This is a genomic window from Clostridium sp. AF32-12BH (genome assembly GCF_003477935.1).
In the GTDB taxonomy this organism is placed as follows: Bacteria; Bacillota; Clostridia; order Lachnospirales; family Lachnospiraceae; genus Brotaphodocola.
This window is the reverse complement of sequence record NZ_QUEH01000006.1, coordinates 15,139-34,023: the sequence shown is the minus strand read 5'-3', so window position 1 is coordinate 34,023 and position 18,885 is coordinate 15,139. Positions and strand designations below refer to the sequence as shown.

Sequence of the window (18,885 nt, the reverse complement as noted above, 5' to 3'; positions counted from 1 at the left end):
TCCTTACCTGTTATTGTATGTTAGAATCGTGGATACTATCACATCCAAATTATCGACTCTGTATAGAATATAGTTTACAAGTTCATCCAAGTCTTTTTGTGTTGGTTTCCATTCGTCTGGAATAATGCTGATAAACTCCGTTATTATATCACGGCTAATTTTATTTTTAAAGACGATGCTTTCCCTTTCCAACATTTCCCTGGTAATTGAAAAATTATGAAAAAACATTTCATAAAGATAAGAATTATACTCAAGTACCTTTGTATCTAGCAAGTCATTTTCTTCCATTGCTCTTTTCAGGCAGTTCGCATCCCAAAAAGTCTGATTAATAAAAACATGTGTATGATCTATGACTTTGAGCGAAACATCATCTTTGCAGAATCTAACCAAAAGATTACCTGGATTTCTATCCGTATTAAAAATAATATGGTCAAACAAAAGAATTTTCACAAAGTCTTCTTTATTTTTCATCTTACCTATAATAGGAGAAAGCAACTTTGTTACTTTAGGCATATATTCTGAAAAAAAGGCTTTACCATAATTTCGTGTACTTGCAAGTTCATCCTCTTGAATTTCCGATGAGCTATCTAAAATACAGATTCCTGATCTGGGCATAGGAATATCTAGCAAAATAGCCAAACGATAGCATAAATACTCATTAAAAAGTACCAAAGTACCTTCCGGTCCATTATATAATTTAGTGATAACCTGTCTCCCATCATCCAAAATTGCGAATTTAGGTTCTGTAGAACCAATCTTCATATTATAGCATAATTGACTAATTCTAGGCTCGTTAATAAATATCACCTCCTCGTAACCATACATATTCATGGAGCTCTTTCCAACAAACAAAAAGCATCACTCGTTTTTTATATTTCAAGTGCTGCTTTTTGTTGTCCTTATGAAATTTATTCCTCGTCATCCTCTTCTGCCACAACACTGCCGATGATGCCCAGCATGCTGGCTACCACGGATACTACCACGAACAACACCAGCAAAAGAATGCATCCAAGAAAAATCATGATATCCATTTGAAAACGCCTCCATTCTTACTTGACTTGTATCTGTTCAATGCTTCACAGATACAGGCAAAAATCCATTTAAAATACCTGCTCATTTATCAACAATTAAGTTAAGTATAGCACAGCTTGTTTTTCAAGTAAAGAGAACTTCCGGGACTTTCCTGCGAATAAATCCTGTAAATATCCCTGTAAAAATCCTGTTTCCGTGCAGAAACCTACGCGTCATAATCATCCAGAAAATGATGCCGTACTCCGCCTTTTTTGTACGCTACCACGGTATCCAGATTGACATTCTCCACGCTCTTGAAGATGTTGCTCTCCACGAATGGGTTCTTCTGTTTCAGGGTGCGGATCAGCTCTTTGATCTCCACACGCTTGGACTGGTTTTCTTCGTTGTTGCAGGTGGTGCAGGTGTCGGTGAACTTGCAGGCGCACTGGATAAAGTGCAGGTTATTGTAATCGCGCCACGCCTTAATGTCGTCCTCGCGCACCAGATACAGCGGGCGGATGAGCTCCATGCCCTCAAAGTTGGTGCTGTGAAGCTTCGGCATCATGGTCTGGACCTGGGCACCGTAAAGCATGCCCATAAGAATGGTCTCGATGACATCGTCATAGTGGTGTCCCAGCGCGATCTTGTTGCAGCCCAGCTGCTTCGCGAACGTGTAGAGATGACCGCGTCTCATGCGGGCGCAGAGATAACACGGGGATTTCTCGATGGTATAGACCGCATCGAAAATGTCGGACTCAAAGATCTCAATCGGAATCTTTAACTTTCTGGCATTCTCCTCGATGACCTGGCGGTTTTCCGGGCTGTAGCCCGGATCCATAACCAGGAATTTTACTTCAAACGGGAACTTGTTGTGTTTCTTTAATTCCTGGAACAGCTTTGCCATCAGCATGGAGTCCTTGCCTCCGGAAATGCAGACGGCAATGCGGTCGCCTTCTTTCACCAGTTCATACTGGTTGATAGCTTTCGCAAATTTACTGAAAATGTTTTTGTGGAATTTCTTACGCAGGCTCTTTTCCACGGAGTCGCAGATCTCGTCTGCTTCCTGCTTTTTGATCTCGGCCATGAGCCAGGTAATGTAGCCGCCCTTTAAGCTGACTGCGTCGTAGCCCTGCTCGCAGAGATTCTCTGCTACATCACGGCTGACACGGCCGCGGCTGCAGCAGATGATGATCTTTTTATTCTTTTCTTCCGGCGGGTTTTCTTCCAGCTCTTCTGCGGAGCTGGCAATGGCTCCCTTAATGGCACCGTGATTGATTTCTTCCGTGCTGCGGATGTCGTAGAGCAGGTAGGAAGCCGGGTCCAGCGCGTCAAATTCTTCTATTGTGATCTCGTTCATAATTTCGCTCCTGTGTGATGGTAAATCCAAATTCTTATCATGCAAAAACAGACGCCTGCGCTGCAGCCGTCTGCTCTGATTTGCGCATATCCATCATACAGGAAACGTGCACAAAACTCAATATTTATCTTTCTTGATCCATGGTTTTCTGTTTGCAGATTTTGCAATTGCAGCACTCAGTTTCCACTATTTCCTGCCACAACCACATTCTGGCTGTTTTCTTCCGCCTGCTCCTGCGCTGCCACAGTCCATACCTCCGAGGTCACCCACTCGCTCTTGTTGTGGCTGGACTGGCGCACGGTGCGGACGCGGAAGGTGTAGTCTCCCGGTTCCGTCATCTGGCTGGAAAAGTCATAACTGGTCTTGTAAACGGAGCGCATGATGCCGGTGTCGATGCCATTTCGCATCAGCTGGATCTGGTAATACCGAGCGGAACTTTCCGCATTCCAGGATGCTGTCCCAGGATGGGCGCTGTCCCAGCCAAAACCTGCCGAAGAAGAGGCATCGCTCTGTGCCAGGGAAATTGCCGGACGCCGGTCAATCTTTGATTTTTTGTCATAGATCAGCCGGACACGCAACGTCAGCATGGCATTCTTTTCCGTCCGCTTTGCACTGACAAACTCCACCTTATCGTAGTGGGACTTGGAAGACGGTGCAAGGCTTAAGCGGAATGCATCCGAGGAAGAGCTGGCAAAATACCACTGATCTTCATCTTCCACAAACAGGGTGACTTCGATTTCCGGCGGGTTGCTGTCGCTGAAATCGTCGGTGTCGGTATTGACCACATCCACATCGCTGATGTAGTAACGGTCTGTATTCGCGCCGTCGCAGGTAACGGAAAGTTCTTTTCCGTCCACCCCGATTCCCAGGTCTGAGTCGAACACCAGGCTGATCTTTCCTACCTTGCTCTTATCGGATGCTGCATACATGGTGCCTGCTGCCCCGATGGAAAGAAGCACAGCCATGGCACTTATCAGCACACCTGTAAAAAGACGTTTTACTGTATGTTTCATGATTTTTCGGTCTCCCCTTCCTGTTTCCGCTCATAGAGATGGCAGATCAGATCCACGCAGGTATCGAACCCGAGCTCCGCACTGTTGAGCGTCACATCGTAGCTGGCTCCGGCTCCCCAGCGCTTTCCGGTATAGCACTCATAATAATTTCTCCGGCTCTTGTCGGTCTTTTTGATCAGGGTGATTGCTTCATCGCGGGTAATCTTACGGGCTTCCATGAGCCGGCAGATCCGGTCATTCATATCTGCATAGATAAATACAGACGTTACTCCCGGCTGTTCGCGCAGCACATAATCAGCACAGCGTCCAATCAGCACGCAGGATTCTTTTGCCGCCAACTGCCGGATCACCTCCGACTGCACATTAAATACCATATCGTTAATGGCAATGCCGCGGCCGGTCTTATCGTTCTGCATCTGACGCGGTACGGAATAGAGAAACGGATTTGGGCGTTTCTCTTCCGCTTCCTCCAGCACCTTCTGGTCCAGTTCTCCGTAACTGCAGGCCAGTTCAATGAGCTGTTTATCGTAACATTTAATGCCCAGACGCTTTGCCACTTCCATGCCGATCTGACTGCCGCCGCTTCCGATCTGTCGGCCGATCGTGATGATTTTATTTTCTTTCATATGTAGTGTTCCCCCTGTCCAACATTTCGCATTTTTTGTCGATGCATTCCTGTTCCCGCACGTTTGCTTTCGCGCAGCTGCTTTTGTGGCTTTGCTTTCCCATTCCTGTCCACACATCGCCAGCCAGCCGCGTTTCCACTGTATTCATTTGGAATGCCATTTTATCTCTTCCTACCGGTTCTTGATAATCTCCACAAATGCTTTCCACATTTTCACGAGTACGTTCCAGATCCGCTTTAACGGACTTTCGCTTGCTGCCTCGCTCTCCGCATCCAGCAGTTCATCGTCGTCATCCAGGCTGATCTCCGCGGTGCGCAGGATGATCTGCACAGACTGCGGCTCTTCGTTTTCATCGGATGTAAAGGATACCTTTTCTGCGTTCGGATCCATATTCAGGAAACGGGTATCGCCGTCTAAGTCATCCCATTCTTTGTCGATTGCCTCTTTCATGGTCACGCCTGTATGGCGGATGGAAGCGGTGCTGTCCAGTACGCTTAAGCTCTTATCCAGAAGTTCCAGAGTGCCGCGGATGCTGTCGCGGGTGGCTGCATCCAGATTGTCACTGCTGTTTTTCAGGGTATTCTGCACAATGGCCGCAGTGCTGATTCCGGTGTTTAACGCTTCCGTGGTGCGATTTAACAGCTCCTCGGAATCGTCCAGGGCTGCCTGCAGATCCGGGTAATAGCTGTCCATGGAATCGTACAGAGCTGCGGTATCCTCGGTGAGCATTTCCAGATTGTCGGTCAGCTCAGAGGTGTATTTTGCTGCGTCAGAAACATCGTCCAGCAGACTGGAAAGTTCGGATGCCAGTTTGTTGCTGGCTGCGGATAAGGTCTGCAACAGCTGGGCCTTTTCCTGCAACTTTTCGATCAGCCGTTCTGTATTCATCATAACGCCCGATGCTGCAGCCGCAGATGCACCGGCACCCGCTGCATAAGTGGCAATTCCTGCATCATCGTCATCTGCGTCACTCTCCGTTGCCTGCATGTCATTCTGCAGATAAACCTCATCCGTGCCCCAGCCGTCATTCACGATCCAGTCATCATCTATGTAATAATCATCTTCCAGATCTTGCGTGCTAGTCAGCAACCCAGGCAGAGCAGCAGTTACATAAATCTGTTCACTCGCCTGCAGCTTCGCATCCAGCGCAATGATCTGCTGCATCAGCTGGTTCAGCGGAGAAACCTGACCCGCCATATCCTCGGAACCACTCTTAATGCCCTTTAACGCGCTGTGGAGCTTGTTTAACGGATCCTGCATTTCCCGCACGGTTGCTACGATATCGCCCAGGCTGTCGTGTGCCGTATCCGCTGCATCCTTTGCAGTCTCAATATGCGGGATCATGGCTTCGAGCTGGTCGGATACTGCGCTCAGGGTTTCCAGCGCCCGGTCGTTGCCTGCCAGGATACTGTCTTTCGCACCGCTCCAGGTCTGTCTCGCACTCTCTGCGGAGTTCATGCCGTTTTGCAGAGCGTTGACACCGTCCCGCATCGCCTCGATGGAAAGTGCCATCTGCTGCATGCTGTCGTGCATCTGGTCGCCGCTTTCCTTCCAGGTATCCTTTGCTTCCTTTAAATCCGTCACATGCTCTAAGTCACTGCCGGTTAACGGAGTCATAGCCATGAAAACACCACTCGTCTCAAAGCTGTCCGTACCAATGCGCACGGTGTAGTCTCCGTCCTCACCCGGAAGCGCGGTAAAGACAACGGCGCTCTGACCGCCAATGGTCTGCTTCTGTGCCCCGTCTGCCTCCACGCTGTAGCAGTCATTTAAATCTACCAGCACGGCTACCGCCAAAACCATGTTGTTCTTATAATATTCATTCACATCAGCGCTGTCGTTGAACTTCGCATCGACGTGAATCTCAATGAGTCCGGATGCTCCCGCCAACTCATCGGCATTTTTCGGCACGCCGTTTAATTTGTAAGAGACATCAAAGTTCCACGGAAGAGCTACCTTTTTCGCATCCATTTCGCCCTTATAATAGAAGCGTCCCTTGTGGTCTGACGGAACATTCCAGGTTACTTTATTTCCTTCGATGACCGGCTCCGTGTAATCGGACATATTTGTCACCGTCTTATAATCTCCATAATCGGTGATCGTGGTTTGACCATTCAAGTCGCAGCCTTTTACCACATTGACTTTGTCCACGTTTCCGTAGTAATCCAGGTTTACATACATGCTCTCATCGACTGCCACGGACGCCTGACCCGCCAGCACCGGCAAAACGGTACCAGTGCAGGTCATGACTGCCGCCAGTCCCATGACACCCAATCTATAATATTTCTTCTTCATGACATTTTCCTCCTGCTGCCACTCTCGTCTTTCCTGTTTTTTGCTCTGGCAGCACACCTTTTCGTTGTTCTGCACACTGGCAGCTACCTCATCTTTTCTGCTTCTCGGCCCAGTTCGTTCCATTTTGGGCTTCCAGCCGCCTGTTAGTGATCTCTTCTGTGTTCTTCCAGTCTGGTTCGGATCTGCTCTGCCCGCTTGTGGAACTGCTGTTTTCTGGTCACATAACGCTCTCTGAGTTTTCTCCTGGATCCTTTCCACTTCTTTTCGATGACCAGTCCGTCGGTCAGCACCAGAAGTGCCGGAAGCAGGGTCAGCACCAGAACCAGACTTAAGAATCCGCCTCGTCCGATCAGATGACCCAGATCACCGATGGCTGCCGTCGTGGAGATCAGGTATACAATGTAGCCCGCCAGGGTGATGATGCCGCCGGATGTGAAGATGGAGGAGCAGGACCGGGTCACGGCCTCGATGCACGCCTCCTTCTTCGGAAGGGTCGCACGCTTCGCAATGTAGTTATTCGTTAAAAGGATCGAGTAGTCTACGGTCGCACCCATCTGGATACTGCTGACGATGATGTAGCCCATATAGATCATATCCACGCCCTGCACATACGGGATTGCCATATTGATGAAAATCGCAACTTCAATCGGGATCATAACGACAATCGGGATCAGCATGGACTTGAAGCTGCACATAACAACCAGGAACACGCCAAGCAGCGTCAGAACATTTACACGCGCATTATCATCGGTGATGGTTGACTTGATATCCTGGGTAGACGGAGTCTCGCCGACCACATAGGAATTGTCCGGATAATACTGTTTCATAAGATTCCGGATCTCGTCGGTATATTCAAAAGACTTATCGCTCTCACCTTTCGTCCTTATGTACAACAGCATCCGCGCTGTATCTTTGGTATGGAGCATACTCACCGTAGAATCTGGAAGGAAATCCTCCGGGATACCCTCCGGCAAGGTATTCGCCATAGAAGTCACGCTCTTTACATATGGAAGATCTTCCAAGTCATCCGATAACTTCTTTTCCGCTACCGGATCCGTATTCGGATAGATGAGAAGCAGCATGTTGCTCCGGCCAAATTTCTGGGTGATCTCCTGATCATCGGCGTAAACCTGGGTTCCGGGCGCTCCTCCTACTGCACTGTTTCCGTACTGGAAATTGTTCATTTGCTGCGCTACATACGCAGGCGGTGTTACAAGAAGTACAATGGCGAGCACCAGATAACGGATGTGGAACACGCCTTTTCCCAGTCTCGTGAAATCCGGGAAGAAGGAGCGGTGCTTGGTCTTATCGTTCCATTTGGTAAATTTCAGGATCATGGCCGGCATGAAAAGTACCACAGTCAGAAGGCTGAAGATGATACCTTTCGCCAGAACCAGTCCCATATCGAAACCGATGTTGAACTTCATGGTTACCAGAGCCAGGAAACCAACGACCGTTGTTAAGCTGCTGGCGAAAATGGAGTTGATGGCTTCTTCTACCGCCTTGACAATTGCCTCTTCCTCAGAAAGTCCGGTATCACGCCAGTTCATATAAGCGTCCAAAAGGAAGATGGAATAGTCCATGGAGGTTGCCAGCTGCAGGATGATCGCAACATTATCCGTCAAAAACGAGATGGTTCCCAAGAAAATGTTGGTTCCTTTATTCAGGAGAACCGCCACGCCCATAACCAGAAGGAACAGGATCGGCTCGGTCCATGCCGTTGTTGCCAGACACAGCACAACAAAAATCATGATGACTGCAACCACCAGGATCTTGTTCATCTCCTCATGGGTCGTCTGGATCAGGGATTTGTTCTGCACTGCCATACCGACATAACGGCCTTTGTCTCCCGTGATGGCTTTCATCTCATCGATCGCCGCCTCGGTTCTCGCGGAATCCGATTCCTCGTCGAACGTGATATCCATCACCGCACAGCCGTCTTTGTAGTAATCCTTGATGTCATCCATGTTGATGAAATCTTCTCCGGCGTAAATATCCACCGTGGTGTCGCACCAGAGGACCTGATCCACACCGTCGATCGCCTGTATCTTATCTTTATATTGCTTCGCCTCGTACAGGCTTACATCTTCCAACATGACACGCGCCGTGCCAGGGTAACCAAATTCCTTTTTCATTACATCCAGACCAATGCTGGACTGCGCCGTGGACGGAACGTATTTTGTCAGGTCATAGTTGACATTCACAAACAGCATTGCAACTGCACAGAAAATACATCCTGCAATAAATACCGATTCGATCCAGGCTCGTTTTTCTATGATGAAACGCGCCAGACGGATGGTAAAACCGGTATCCGCCGAACTGCTCTGCTTTTTCTTTTCTGCTCCTTTTTTGTGGGGCAGATGTTCTTTTATCTTATCTCGCAGGGATTTTTTGTCTTCCATATCGAAACACTACTCCTCTTTCCTTTTTGTTTTTTGTACTACCGCATCAAAATCACCATGAAGTACTGCTCTCCGTCTTTCTCCGCATGAGCCATACCAATGCGCCGGTAATACTCCAGGGAATCCTTCCGTTTCCCATTCGAATCGTATTTGTCCTGGGTCTTGCCGATGAGCTTATCAAACGCATCGTCTGCGTCTTCCCGCCCCCGCAGATACAGTTCCCGGCAGCTGGAATTTTTCCGGTAGGAAATTTTTTCCAGGTAATTCTTTAAGGTTCCCTCACCAGGAATCGCATCACCGCTGTAGCCATTGACCAGAGCCGCTTCCAGACGGTAAGCTGCTGCCTGATTCAGCTTTTCATCCATGAGGAATCCGGCATAACGGTCGTACTGCGTCTTTTCATCACCACTGTAGTCTTCTTCCCGGTCCGGGTATTCCTCAAAATACAGATCCCGCTTCTCGTCATTTAGCTGATCGAACAAGAACTGTGTTTCCTCATCGTAACAGAACACCGGATAAGCACCGCCGCCGGTATTCGGTACCCACTGGGCAGTCTTTAAAGAGCCGTTCCAGTTAAATTTATAAAGGGCATTGTCAAACCGGATATCCTGCCGGTTCCTGCTTCCATCTGGCAGGAGATAATACCAGTCGTCCCCCTCCTTTACCCAGTTTGCCCGGGCCGTTTCTGTTTCTTCTGAATCGATTACTGTTGTCGTTCCATATACAGACGCCGGCTTTGTCTCTGCCACAGCACCGCTTCCTGCCTCAATGGTAGAAGCAGCCGCCAGCACCGGCACCGGGTAAGACAGCAGCATGAGTCCTGCCGCCAAAAATGCGACACCTATAGGAGTCGTTAAGAACCCCTTGTTTTTGTGCAATTTATCTCGATAATCCATAGAAACCTCCTGAATTCCGCTTCATTTTCTTGCATTATTATCTATGTATATGTTAAAATACACAAGTATCAGTTTTATTTGGAATGTTCATAATGAAACACCTTTTTTAGATTTGTCCAGAATTATACATTATGAACCCATTCTGTTTTTCATGCGCAAATTCATCAATCACGGAGGTTATCATGGCACAGTCTACATCCCGGAAAACCAGCATTACCGCACGCCGCACCTATGCGCTTTTAAAGGGTGCTCTCTTTTCCCAGCTTGCAGCCCTGCCCTTTGAACAGCTCACACTGACCGACATCTGCAATACCGCGTTGATTTCCCGGTCTACGTTTTACCGCTATTTTGAGGATAAATATGACCTGCTCCATTACTGCCTTGGCTCCATGGTAGATGAGCTTGGCCTGGATGAAGATGTCATGTATTTCATCAACCGCTCTTCCGTGCGGGATTTCCTGCTGATCCTGCTGCGTCTTATCGGCGAGAATCGGATTCTGTACCAGAAAATCTACCGTGCCAATCAGGATGGTGACCTGATGCGCATCATCCGCACCGGCCTCATCCGCATTATGAATGATAAAATTCAGGCTGCTGAACAAAAGGGCTACCGCTTGAAGCTTCCTGCCCCTATATTCACCAGCCTGATGACAGATTTCTATTTTAATATTGTACAATGCTATCTCGATCAGGAAGAGCCCTGTGATCCGGACAGCTTTGTCGACAGTGTATGCCTGTTTATTGAACGCGACTTTTTTGCACCGCCGGAGTCCTGAGCCTTCTGCCCAGCGCTCCGGTGTTTTTTATCGCCAAATTGCACTTCCGACAGCCTGATCCTGTTGTGGCACTCAGCGTTCCCGCGCCCAGCCGTATGCGTAGCGCACTGCTTTCTCCCACCCGCGGACCATAGTCCTGCGGGTCTTTTCATCCAGTTCCGGCATAAAGATCCGGTCTGTTTCCTGATTTTCCTTGACTTCTTCCTGATTCTTCCAGTAACCGACGGCCAGACCTGCCAGATAGGCCGCACCCATGGCTGTTGTTTCCACACAGGCCGGGCGTCTGACCGGTGCCTGAATGAAGTCTGCCTGGGTCTGCATCAGGAAATTGTTGGCACTGGCTCCGCCATCTACCTTCAGGGAAGTCAGGTCAATACCGGAATCCGCTTTCATGGCCACCAGTACGTCGTGTACCTGGTAGGCGATAGACTCCAGCGTGGCCCGGATGATGTGGTATTTGTTCACGCCCCGGGTAATACCCACAATAGTTCCTCTGGCGTACTGATCCCAATGTGGCGCCCCAAGGCCGGTGAAGGCCGGAACCACGTAGCAGCCGTTGGTATCCTTCACTTTTTTTGCCATATACTCGGAATCCTCTGCCGAATCGATCAGCCGCAGCTCATCCCGCAGCCACTGGACCGCCGCCCCGGCTACGAAGATGGAACCCTCCAGCGCATAATTCACCCTTCCGTCCAGTCCCCAGGCAATGGTGGTGACCAGCCCGTTTCGGGAGAATACCGGCTTTTCTCCGGTGTTCATGAGCAGGAAACAGCCTGTTCCATAGGTATTCTTCGCTTCACCCGCCTCAAAACAGGTCTGACCGAACAGCGCCGCCTGCTGGTCACCTGCCGCCCCGGCAATGGGAATGGCTCCACCCAGATAAGAAGGATCTGTCTCTCCGTATACGCAGCTTGACGGCTTTGGCTCCGGCAGCATGCATTTCGGAATATCCAGGATCTTTAAGATTTCATCATCCCACTGCAGCGTATTGATATTGAACAGCATCGTACGGGAAGCATTGGAATAATCGGTTACATGTACCGTGCCCCTGGTCAGCTTCCAGATCAGCCAGGTTTCCACGGTGCCAAACAAAAGCTCGCCCTTTTCCGCCCGCTCCCTTGCTCCCGGCACATGGTCTAACAGCCATTTGATCTTGGTAGCGGAAAAATACGCGTCAATGACAAGTCCCGTTTTCTTCCGGAAGCTGTCCATATAGCCCTGTTCCTTCAGAGAATCGCAGTAGGCTGCGGTACGGCGGCACTGCCAGACAATGGCGTGGGCAATGGGTTCACCAGTCTCCTTATCCCATACAATGGTGGTTTCTCTCTGATTGGTGATACCGATTGCCGCAATGTCTGCTGCTTCTGCGCCAATGCGGCTCATAGCCTCCACGGCCACTCCCAGCATGCTGGCCCAGATCTCATCCGCGTCATGCTCCACCCAGCCCGGCTGTGGAAAATACTGGTGAAATTCCCGCTGCGCCATGCTGCAGATCTCGCCCTTTTTATTGAAAAGAATACAGCGGTTGCTGGTTGTCCCCGCGTCCAGTGCCATAATATAATCTGCCATGATTGGTTCCCCCTTTATATGAGATTTTGTCTGATTATTACTCTATTATCCTTAAAACTCAACGATAAAGCTGTTTTCCCTCTCTCCTACACCCGCATCGTAGCCCCAGACCTTGGATAGCAGCAGCTCCAAAGGGCTTGGTCAGATAATAATCTGCTCCGGAGTCCAGTCAGCATATCCGGTCCTCCAGTCCAGTCAGCCCGTTTTTCTGCTTTCTTGCATCATACCATTTTTTTTCGCACTCGTACAGTTGATTCAATGACTTCTTCTTAAAATGCACCGGAAATGCCAACAAACGCGGCTGGGGCAAGAGCGGAAGCAACGGCGGTGAGAACAGTGCAAACGTCATCATCAAAAAGAGTGATGGAACAGTAATAAAAAAAGGAAGCAGCTGCTATACCATTACGGTAGATTCCTGCAGTGCTTCCTGAATCATATAATGCTATTTGGCAGGTCTGCGCATTCACTTTACAGACCTGCCAAACGGTTTCCTCTTAGTCTACTTTTTCAACAGAAAGGATTTTTCCCGTGAAAGCATCCACGGTATTTACCGTACCGGTATAGGTTACCATCACGGTATCACCATCCTTTACACTGTCTAACCCCTGCGGCTTCTCATTCTGATCAAAGCTGAAGCCGTAATCCTGACCATCAAATGTGATGGTAAACATGAAATCCTTGATGTCGCTGATCGTGCCTGTCATGCTTGCTTCTTCCTGATCTGCGGCAGAATCTGCCTTAGATTCCTCTGAATCCTTTGCTTCATCTGTGTTCAGACTCTCAGCAGAGGCTGTGCTTTCTGCCTTTGTGGCCTCCTGCTGTGTTGTCTCTGCCACTGCAGCCGTTGTCTCGCTTGCTGTAGCAGACGGGGTATTTTTTGAAGAACAAGCTGCTGCAAATACCATGACCATTGCGGTGCTCATCATAATCAATGCTCTTTTTTTCATTTTAACCACCTTTCTTTTTTCAGCAGACGGAATCTGTTTTTTCTCGATCTGAAAGCATTTCCGGCTGCTGATGCATATGCGATCTGTAACTGTGTCTATCTCCACAGCCACTCCTATTAAACAATAAAATTGTGTCCAAATTGTCATCATTTTATGAAGAAAGGAAACTTTTTTCTTAAGATAAAAGTATGGAGACTGCAGATATGGGACAGAAACCGGAGTCTGGCTTTTACAGGTGAAAAAAGAATGTGCCTTTGCACATTCTCGCGCCGAGGCGCGGTTGCTTCGGCAACCATCTGCCTTTGCGCCGAGTGCGCATCCTCGCGGAGCGTTTTTGTATGATAGGACGCAATTTCCTATCATACAGGCAAAAAGTCCACAGACCAGCAATTTACTGGCCCGTGGACTTTTTATTTACTTTCTTTCATGCGGTTCTGCAGCCATCTCAGCCTGCTTACGCATTAACCTTCAATGGTAACATACTTCTTGGTTTCTACCGCCGGTTTTGCTTCCTTCTTCGGAACAAACAGTTTCAGGATGCCGTGCTTGAACTCGGCCTTGATATCCTGCTCAGTGATGTCTTCACCAACGTAGAAGGAACGCTGGCACGCACCGGCATAACGTTCACGGCGGATATACTTACCGGTTTCTTTCTCCTGCTCGTCCTTATCAAGTCCCTTGGATGCGCTGATGGTTAAGTAACCATCCTTCAGCTCTGCGGTGATCTCGTCTTTGGTGAATCCTGGAAGATCCATCTCCAGCTCATAGCCACCTTCCAGTTCCTTAATGTCGGTCTTCATCATGTTCTTTGCATGACGTCCGTAAAGTTTTTTCTCTATCTTATTTCCAGCGTTCTCATCGAAGAATGGAAAATCTCTCATAAAATCATCAAACATATCCTCACCAAAAATACTCGGCATTAACATAAGTCATCTCTCCTTTTCTATCTAAGCTTCTCTATGCTTAACCTTGTTTCTTTGGAACCAGGATTTTTCAGGGACTCCCGGGAACCTCTTTCTTTGTTCCCTCTGTATCCCCTTCCTTTGTTCTACATGTAATATAGCACGCATTATTGGCACTGTCAAGGGGTGAGTGCTAATTTTTTTGTGAAGATTTTGTGAACGCCGCATGTCTTGTCCTGCGCGATTACATTTTCATAAACCGATCCAAAGTTAATATCTACTTCCTTGTTCAGAATACGAAGCTGCAAACCATCCATATACATAGAAGCTAAAAGACCGACATTGGAAGCAAATAACTTGAATAAATTTGTTGACCGTGAGAGAAGTAATGGCAATGCTGGTTCCGAAGCACAATACACCGGCAATGCCACACCGGCTTCTTTCAGCCAGATTTTTCCCTGTGCTTTTCGCATACTGCCGGATTACAAATGTTTTTCCCGTCTGTCATGCACACGTGATCAAAAGCGCTTTCTTTTGTGTTGAAATTTTCTCCGCTTTTCCAAATGAATATCCCCCTATTTCGTCCGTTTTTTCACCGCCCGCAACATATACAGCGGCGTTGCGCCATAAAAAAACTTCTCGCGTTCACTCCAGAGTTCTTTTGTGACATCCCGCACAAAGGAGATGTCGGTGCACGGGAGCTGTCTGAGTACACCCATGTCAAAATCCGGGCGCAGCGCGTTTCCGAATACCCGGTAATTTTCCGGCTCCAGTTCACTGTCGATGTATTCGTAGGAACCGTCATGGGTATAGCCCCTTCCGTATTTTTCCAGACCTTCACGCTCGCGGCGGATCGCCTCGTCCCGCACCGGTCCCAGCTGATACGGCAGATGCCAGTTGGCATCGAAGATCAGGAGCACGCCGCCCGGTTTTAAGACCCGCAGCCACTCCCCGTATACCTTCAGATGCTCTCTTATGATGTGGGTCACATTCCGGCTGATCACCAGATCAAAGGTATCGTTTGGAAATGGCAGGGCACCGAAATCTCCCTTCAAAAGCTCCGGTGATACCCTGTAATGTTCCGCATTTTTTCTGGCGTGCTCCAGCATTCCTTCGGAACCGTCAATGCCCGTCACCTGGTGTCCGGCCTTTGATAACAGGACAGAAAAAAAGCCCGGACCGCATCCGGCATCCAGAATCCGAAGCGGACGCTGGTCCGGTGCCTGGGACTCGATCAGCTCCAGCCATTTTTGCGGACGGTCCGTGGCAAATTCTTCTTCCACATAATGATTGTAATTATCAGACCGGACGGTCCAGTCTGCATTGATCTGTTCCTGTGTTAGCATTACAAAATTTCCTCGTCTTTCTATCTATCTTTTCCTGGCTGCAATTCCAGATGAATCCGCAGACAGCTTTCTCGTTCCTCTCTACGCTTTGCGCAAACAGCAACGTTTTCCCTACACAGATAACACCGAATCGATCAGCTTTTTCGTATACGGCTGTCTTGGATTTTGAATCACCTGCGCAGTCTCCCCTTCTTCCACAACCTTTCCTTCATAAAGGACATAAAGCCGGTCGCAAAAGCTGCTGACCAACGCCAGATCATGGGAAATAAACAGGAGGGAAAGCTGCTGTTCCCGCCGGATTTCATTCAAAAGTGCTATGATCTGTGCCTGCACGGACACATCCAGTGCAGAGGTTGCCTCATCACAGATCAACAGCTTTGGTTTTTGCGCCAATGCCCGTGCGATCGCGGCGCGCTGGCATTCGCCGCCGCTGACCTGCCCCGGGTAAAAGCTGAGAAAGTCTTCATTCAGGCTGACGCTGCAAAGCAGCCGTCCGGCCGCTTCCATGCGTGCTTTTTTGTCTGCCATAACCGGTTTTAAGGCTTCACAAATACTCTCCCCCAGTGTTAAACGCGGATCAAACGAGCTGCGCGGTTCCTGAAAGATCATCTTCATGTTTCGGTAAGCTGCACGCAGGGCAGCTCCCTTTGCTGTAGTCAGTTCCTCCCCGCACAGCTTTACCGAACCACTGTCCGGCAAGATCAGGCGGGTCACAATGCGCGCCATGGTTGATTTTCCCGAACCACTCTCTCCAACAATTCCAACGCACTCGCCTTCTCTTACGGTAAGAGAAATGTCGTTGACTGCACGAAACCGGCTGCCGCCATGCTCATGAAATGTCTTTGTGATGTGCGTTGCTTCCAATATCGGCTGCATGACTGATCGCAAAATAGCTTCACCTCCTGGTCTTCATAAGCTTTGGAACGGCTTCCAGCAGTTCCCTTGTGTACGAATGCTTTGGATACTTCAATACTTCTTCCCTGGTGCCGCATTCCACGATCTGCCCGCTTTTCATCACCACGATCCGGTCTGCCATCTTCGCTGCGACGCCCATATTGTGCGTGATCAGAAGAATGGCGGTCCCATACTGTCTTCTCAATTCCATCAGCTCATGGACAACCTGCGCCTGCACGGTAACATCCAGCGCACTGGTCGGTTCATCTGCCAGAAGAACTTCCGGCTCCAGGACCATGGACAGGGCGATCGCGATTCTCTGGTTCATTCCACCGGACAGCTGTGCCGGACAGCTGTCGAGGATCCGGTCGGGGTCCGAAAACTCCATCTGTTTGAGCAGCGTTGCTGCCCGATTCCTTGCATCTGCCTTTTGCACTCGTTTATCATGCGCGTGCATGGCATCATAAAACTGTCTCCAGATTTTGCGGGTAGGATCAAGGGATGCGCCCGGCTCCTGGAATACAACACCGATTCCGGTACCGCGGATGCTGCGAAGCATACCGGTTCCAAACCGCCGTTTTCTCCGATTCCAAAGCGTTCTTCTTACAGACCGGCAGGCTTCTCTCCCAGCCGGAAAACAGTCTGCGCATTCTGAAGCATTGGTTCTCCCAGGTTTCCGGGTCGCTGTCTCATACAGGTTCTCACCACGGAACTGCACATTGCCTTCCGTAACCATGACCCGGTCTGATAACTGCAGAATCGACTGGAACAGTGTGCTCTTCCCCGATCCGCTTTCCCCGATCACACAGATGATTTCCTCTTTATGAAGGGAAAGGCTGATGTCTTGCAGAACCGAGTCGGAACCGTCTGCATAGCGCACCGACAGATTTTTTAATTCCAGCAGTGCATTCTGTTCCGGCTGCACTGCACATTCCGGTTGCACTTCCTGTTCCGACTGCATTGCACATTCTGACTGAGTTTCCAATTCCGGATTCATTGCACTCCTCAACTGCATTTCCTGTTCCACAAAAATCTCCTCCTTCCCCTGTCATCTGAGTTTTCTAACAACAACACGATATTACTCTGCTTCCCCGTGCCTTGCCATGCAAAGGCCTGCAAGACAGTTACTTTACACAGGTCTTTGCCGTGATATGGTAATAATCCACCGGTGACTGTGTCAGTCCCTCCACGGTATCCTTCATTGCCATATACATATTTAAATGGAACATATTGCAATAAGAATTATCTGACAGCACGATCTCGTCGATCTGCTTTGCAAGCTCTGCACGCTTGTCCGTATCAAATTCCACAGCAAGTTCTCCAAGCAGGGCATCGACCTCTGCATTGGAATATCTTCCGAAATTGTTGGTGCCGCCCGTTCCGTAGCTATTCATCAGGTAGGAATAAGGGTCGCCGGTCGGAAGTGTTACCTCTGCGTAAACACTTAAATCAAAGGTTCCTGCATGACCACGGTCTTCTGTGCTGTCTAACTGTTCTACGCCTGCCTCGATGCCAAGCTGGCTTAAGGCAGACTGCAATGCCTGGCTGCTCTGCGGCAGACCGGTACGGCCATAGGTAATGATCTGAAGGGATACCTTTTTGCCATCTTTATCCAAAACTCCATCTCCGTCAGAGTCCGTATAGCCATGATCCGCCAGCAATTTCTTTGCACCTTCCATATCGAAATCCGGTACATTCGTCAGGGATGTCTCATCACTGAATGCAGTAACCGCAGGGAATGTGGTCTTGGTCGGGGTTCCCGCTCTGTTCACAAGTACCTTCGCATAATTCTCACGGTCCACTGCCATGCAGATGGCTTTCCGGAATACCGGGTCTGCGGTAAATTCATGTTCCAGGTTAAAATAAACCTTGTATACACGGGAGGTCGCAGCCTGGGAAATCTTGAATCCCTTTGTGCCATCAAATAAGTCACGGGCGTCGTAAGACAGACCATAGCAGGCATCCAGCTCCCCCTTCTGCAGCGCCATGCTGGAAGCATCCAGATCGTTGATGGCGCGGATCGTCACATGCTTGCTTGCCGGTTTTCCATCCCAGTAATCATCAAAGGCATCCAGCTCCATGCGCTGGTTTTCAACATACTCTACCAGTTTAAACGGCCCGGTTCCTACCGTTGCATTGCCTTCTGCATCCAGGTTTTGCACATCCACAATACCGGAATACGGGTCACACAGGCAGTTTGGTAAAATCGGATTCGGTGTATTGGTTGTGATCTTTAAAGTATTGCCCTCTGCGTCGATGGATGCGATATTTAATTCCTGCGCCGCACGGCTCTGCAGGGAACAGGTACGCAGCAAAGATTCCTTTACCGCTTCCGCATCCATGGGATTTCCGCTCTGAAAAAGCACCCCATCGCGCAGCTCGATGGTCCAGACCAGACCATCCTCTGAAACCGAGTAGTCTTTTACCAGATTTTTTTCTACGTTTAAATTTTCATCGAACCGGAACAATGATTCCATAACACCGGTACGCATGCCGACCCAGGCATACGCACCGGAAGCCGGATCGACATTGCCGACATAATCGCCAAAGATAAAATCGCTGCGGGTATCTGCGCCTGTATCCGAAGATGCTGCTTCCGAATGATCGTCCGCACCAGAACCAGCTGCTGCATCAGAAGCCGCTGTTTCATTTACCGCATTCCCGTTTTCGATCGTTGTTTTCGATCCACAGGCTGCAAGACTTAAGATTGCTGTGATCGCCAAACCTGCCAGGATTGTTTTTTTCATATACTTTTTCCTACCTTTCCAATTCTATTTGTTCTATTTTTCAATTTTTTCTGTTGTCTATTCGTGCCTGCCCCTACACTAAAATTTTGCTGGTCCGAAACACC

The 18,885-nt window shown here is 49.0% G+C and carries 17 protein-coding genes; 1 reads left to right on the top strand and 16 read right to left on the bottom strand.

Translation table 11 applies throughout. The features are described from left to right. Nucleotides 1–3: 3 nt before the first annotated feature. From DWZ40_RS07180 to DWZ40_RS07150, 8 genes are all read right to left on the bottom strand, one after another. Nucleotides 4–825, bottom strand: coding sequence for a HipA family kinase (locus tag DWZ40_RS07180; RefSeq protein WP_347560063.1), 822 nt, complete (start codon nucleotides 823–825; stop codon nucleotides 4–6). A gap of 83 nt (nucleotides 826–908) precedes the next feature. Then, on the bottom strand, nucleotides 909–1,031 hold the full coding sequence (locus DWZ40_RS20300; RefSeq protein WP_279220639.1) for a hypothetical protein: 123 nt from the start codon (nucleotides 1,029–1,031) through the stop codon (nucleotides 909–911). 206 nt (nucleotides 1,032–1,237) lie between these two features. Further along, complete coding sequence (locus DWZ40_RS07175; RefSeq protein WP_118542171.1) at nucleotides 1,238–2,368, bottom strand: ATP-binding protein; 1,131 nt, start codon at nucleotides 2,366–2,368, stop codon at nucleotides 1,238–1,240. A 176-nt stretch (nucleotides 2,369–2,544) separates the two neighbouring features. Then, entirely contained in the window at nucleotides 2,545–3,381 is an 837-nt protein-coding gene (locus tag DWZ40_RS07170) for a hypothetical protein (protein WP_118542169.1), read from the bottom strand. Then, nucleotides 3,378–4,007 carry a cytidylate kinase-like family protein gene (locus DWZ40_RS07165; RefSeq protein ID WP_118542167.1) on the bottom strand — a complete coding sequence of 210 codons (630 nt, stop codon included), beginning with the start codon at nucleotides 4,005–4,007 and terminating at the stop codon, nucleotides 3,378–3,380. The genes DWZ40_RS07170 and DWZ40_RS07165 overlap by 4 nt, the downstream gene beginning before the upstream one ends. Nucleotides 4,008–4,178: 171 nt before the next feature. Next, complete coding sequence (locus DWZ40_RS07160) at nucleotides 4,179–6,425, bottom strand: hypothetical protein (RefSeq protein WP_347560057.1); 2,247 nt, start codon at nucleotides 6,423–6,425, stop codon at nucleotides 4,179–4,181. A gap of 20 nt (nucleotides 6,426–6,445) precedes the next feature. Then, a complete protein-coding gene (locus DWZ40_RS07155) occupies nucleotides 6,446–8,704 on the bottom strand; it encodes an MMPL family transporter (protein WP_118542165.1) in 2,259 nt (752 codons plus the stop codon). A gap of 38 nt (nucleotides 8,705–8,742) precedes the next feature. Beyond that, complete coding sequence (locus DWZ40_RS07150; RefSeq protein WP_118542163.1) at nucleotides 8,743–9,600, bottom strand: hypothetical protein; 858 nt, start codon at nucleotides 9,598–9,600, stop codon at nucleotides 8,743–8,745. Between the two features lie 182 nt (nucleotides 9,601–9,782). Here DWZ40_RS07150 and DWZ40_RS07145 point away from each other — a divergent pair, with 182 nt between their 5' ends. Beyond that, on the top strand, nucleotides 9,783–10,376 hold the full coding sequence (locus DWZ40_RS07145) for a TetR family transcriptional regulator (RefSeq protein ID WP_182431655.1): 594 nt from the start codon (nucleotides 9,783–9,785) through the stop codon (nucleotides 10,374–10,376). A gap of 72 nt (nucleotides 10,377–10,448) precedes the next feature. Here DWZ40_RS07145 and glpK read toward each other — a convergent pair whose 3' ends face one another. From glpK to DWZ40_RS07100, 8 genes are all read right to left on the bottom strand, one after another. After that, complete coding sequence (gene glpK, locus DWZ40_RS07140; RefSeq protein WP_118542159.1) at nucleotides 10,449–11,945, bottom strand: glycerol kinase GlpK; 1,497 nt, start codon at nucleotides 11,943–11,945, stop codon at nucleotides 10,449–10,451. 494 nt (nucleotides 11,946–12,439) lie between these two features. Continuing rightward, on the bottom strand, nucleotides 12,440–12,892 hold the full coding sequence (locus tag DWZ40_RS07130) for a hypothetical protein (RefSeq protein WP_147354146.1): 453 nt from the start codon (nucleotides 12,890–12,892) through the stop codon (nucleotides 12,440–12,442). A gap of 461 nt (nucleotides 12,893–13,353) precedes the next feature. Further along, complete coding sequence (locus tag DWZ40_RS07125) at nucleotides 13,354–13,818, bottom strand: Hsp20/alpha crystallin family protein (protein WP_118542153.1); 465 nt, start codon at nucleotides 13,816–13,818, stop codon at nucleotides 13,354–13,356. A 155-nt stretch (nucleotides 13,819–13,973) separates the two neighbouring features. Next, nucleotides 13,974–14,267 carry a hypothetical protein gene (locus DWZ40_RS07120; protein ID WP_182431654.1) on the bottom strand — a complete coding sequence of 98 codons (294 nt, stop codon included), beginning with the start codon at nucleotides 14,265–14,267 and terminating at the stop codon, nucleotides 13,974–13,976. A gap of 102 nt (nucleotides 14,268–14,369) precedes the next feature. Then, nucleotides 14,370–15,140 (bottom strand): class I SAM-dependent methyltransferase, encoded by a 771-nt coding sequence (locus DWZ40_RS07115; RefSeq protein ID WP_118542151.1) that lies wholly within the window; start codon nucleotides 15,138–15,140, stop codon nucleotides 14,370–14,372. Between the two features lie 111 nt (nucleotides 15,141–15,251). Further along, nucleotides 15,252–16,028 carry an ABC transporter ATP-binding protein gene (locus DWZ40_RS07110; RefSeq protein ID WP_243035249.1) on the bottom strand — a complete coding sequence of 259 codons (777 nt, stop codon included), beginning with the start codon at nucleotides 16,026–16,028 and terminating at the stop codon, nucleotides 15,252–15,254. A gap of 7 nt (nucleotides 16,029–16,035) precedes the next feature. After that, a complete protein-coding gene (locus DWZ40_RS07105) occupies nucleotides 16,036–17,061 on the bottom strand; it encodes an ABC transporter ATP-binding protein (protein ID WP_118542147.1) in 1,026 nt (341 codons plus the stop codon). Between the two features lie 97 nt (nucleotides 17,062–17,158). Beyond that, on the bottom strand, nucleotides 17,159–18,781 hold the full coding sequence (locus DWZ40_RS07100; RefSeq protein WP_118542145.1) for an ABC transporter substrate-binding protein: 1,623 nt from the start codon (nucleotides 18,779–18,781) through the stop codon (nucleotides 17,159–17,161). Nucleotides 18,782–18,885: the final 104 nt, after the last annotated feature.

Coding starts and splice junctions, on each gene's coding strand:
- DWZ40_RS07180 (WP_347560063.1), bottom strand. CDS start 825: ATGTATGGTTACGAGGAGGTGATATTTATTAACGAGCCTAGAATTAGT.
- DWZ40_RS20300 (WP_279220639.1), bottom strand. CDS start 1,031: ATGGATATCATGATTTTTCTTGGATGCATTCTTTTGCTGGTGTTGTTC.
- DWZ40_RS07175 (WP_118542171.1), bottom strand. CDS start 2,368: ATGAACGAGATCACAATAGAAGAATTTGACGCGCTGGACCCGGCTTCC.
- DWZ40_RS07170 (WP_118542169.1), bottom strand. CDS start 3,381: ATGAAACATACAGTAAAACGTCTTTTTACAGGTGTGCTGATAAGTGCC.
- DWZ40_RS07165 (WP_118542167.1), bottom strand. CDS start 4,007: ATGAAAGAAAATAAAATCATCACGATCGGCCGACAGATCGGAAGCGGC.
- DWZ40_RS07160 (WP_347560057.1), bottom strand. CDS start 6,425: ATGGAACGAACTGGGCCGAGAAGCAGAAAAGATGAGGTAGCTGCCAGT.
- DWZ40_RS07155 (WP_118542165.1), bottom strand. CDS start 8,704: ATGGAAGACAAAAAATCCCTGCGAGATAAGATAAAAGAACATCTGCCC.
- DWZ40_RS07150 (WP_118542163.1), bottom strand. CDS start 9,600: ATGGATTATCGAGATAAATTGCACAAAAACAAGGGGTTCTTAACGACT.
- DWZ40_RS07145 (WP_182431655.1), top strand. CDS start 9,783: ATGGCACAGTCTACATCCCGGAAAACCAGCATTACCGCACGCCGCACC.
- glpK (WP_118542159.1), bottom strand. CDS start 11,945: ATGGCAGATTATATTATGGCACTGGACGCGGGGACAACCAGCAACCGC.
- DWZ40_RS07130 (WP_147354146.1), bottom strand. CDS start 12,892: ATGAAAAAAAGAGCATTGATTATGATGAGCACCGCAATGGTCATGGTA.
- DWZ40_RS07125 (WP_118542153.1), bottom strand. CDS start 13,818: ATGTTAATGCCGAGTATTTTTGGTGAGGATATGTTTGATGATTTTATG.
- DWZ40_RS07120 (WP_182431654.1), bottom strand. CDS start 14,267: ATGCGAAAAGCACAGGGAAAAATCTGGCTGAAAGAAGCCGGTGTGGCA.
- DWZ40_RS07115 (WP_118542151.1), bottom strand. CDS start 15,140: ATGCTAACACAGGAACAGATCAATGCAGACTGGACCGTCCGGTCTGAT.
- DWZ40_RS07100 (WP_118542145.1), bottom strand. CDS start 18,781: ATGAAAAAAACAATCCTGGCAGGTTTGGCGATCACAGCAATCTTAAGT.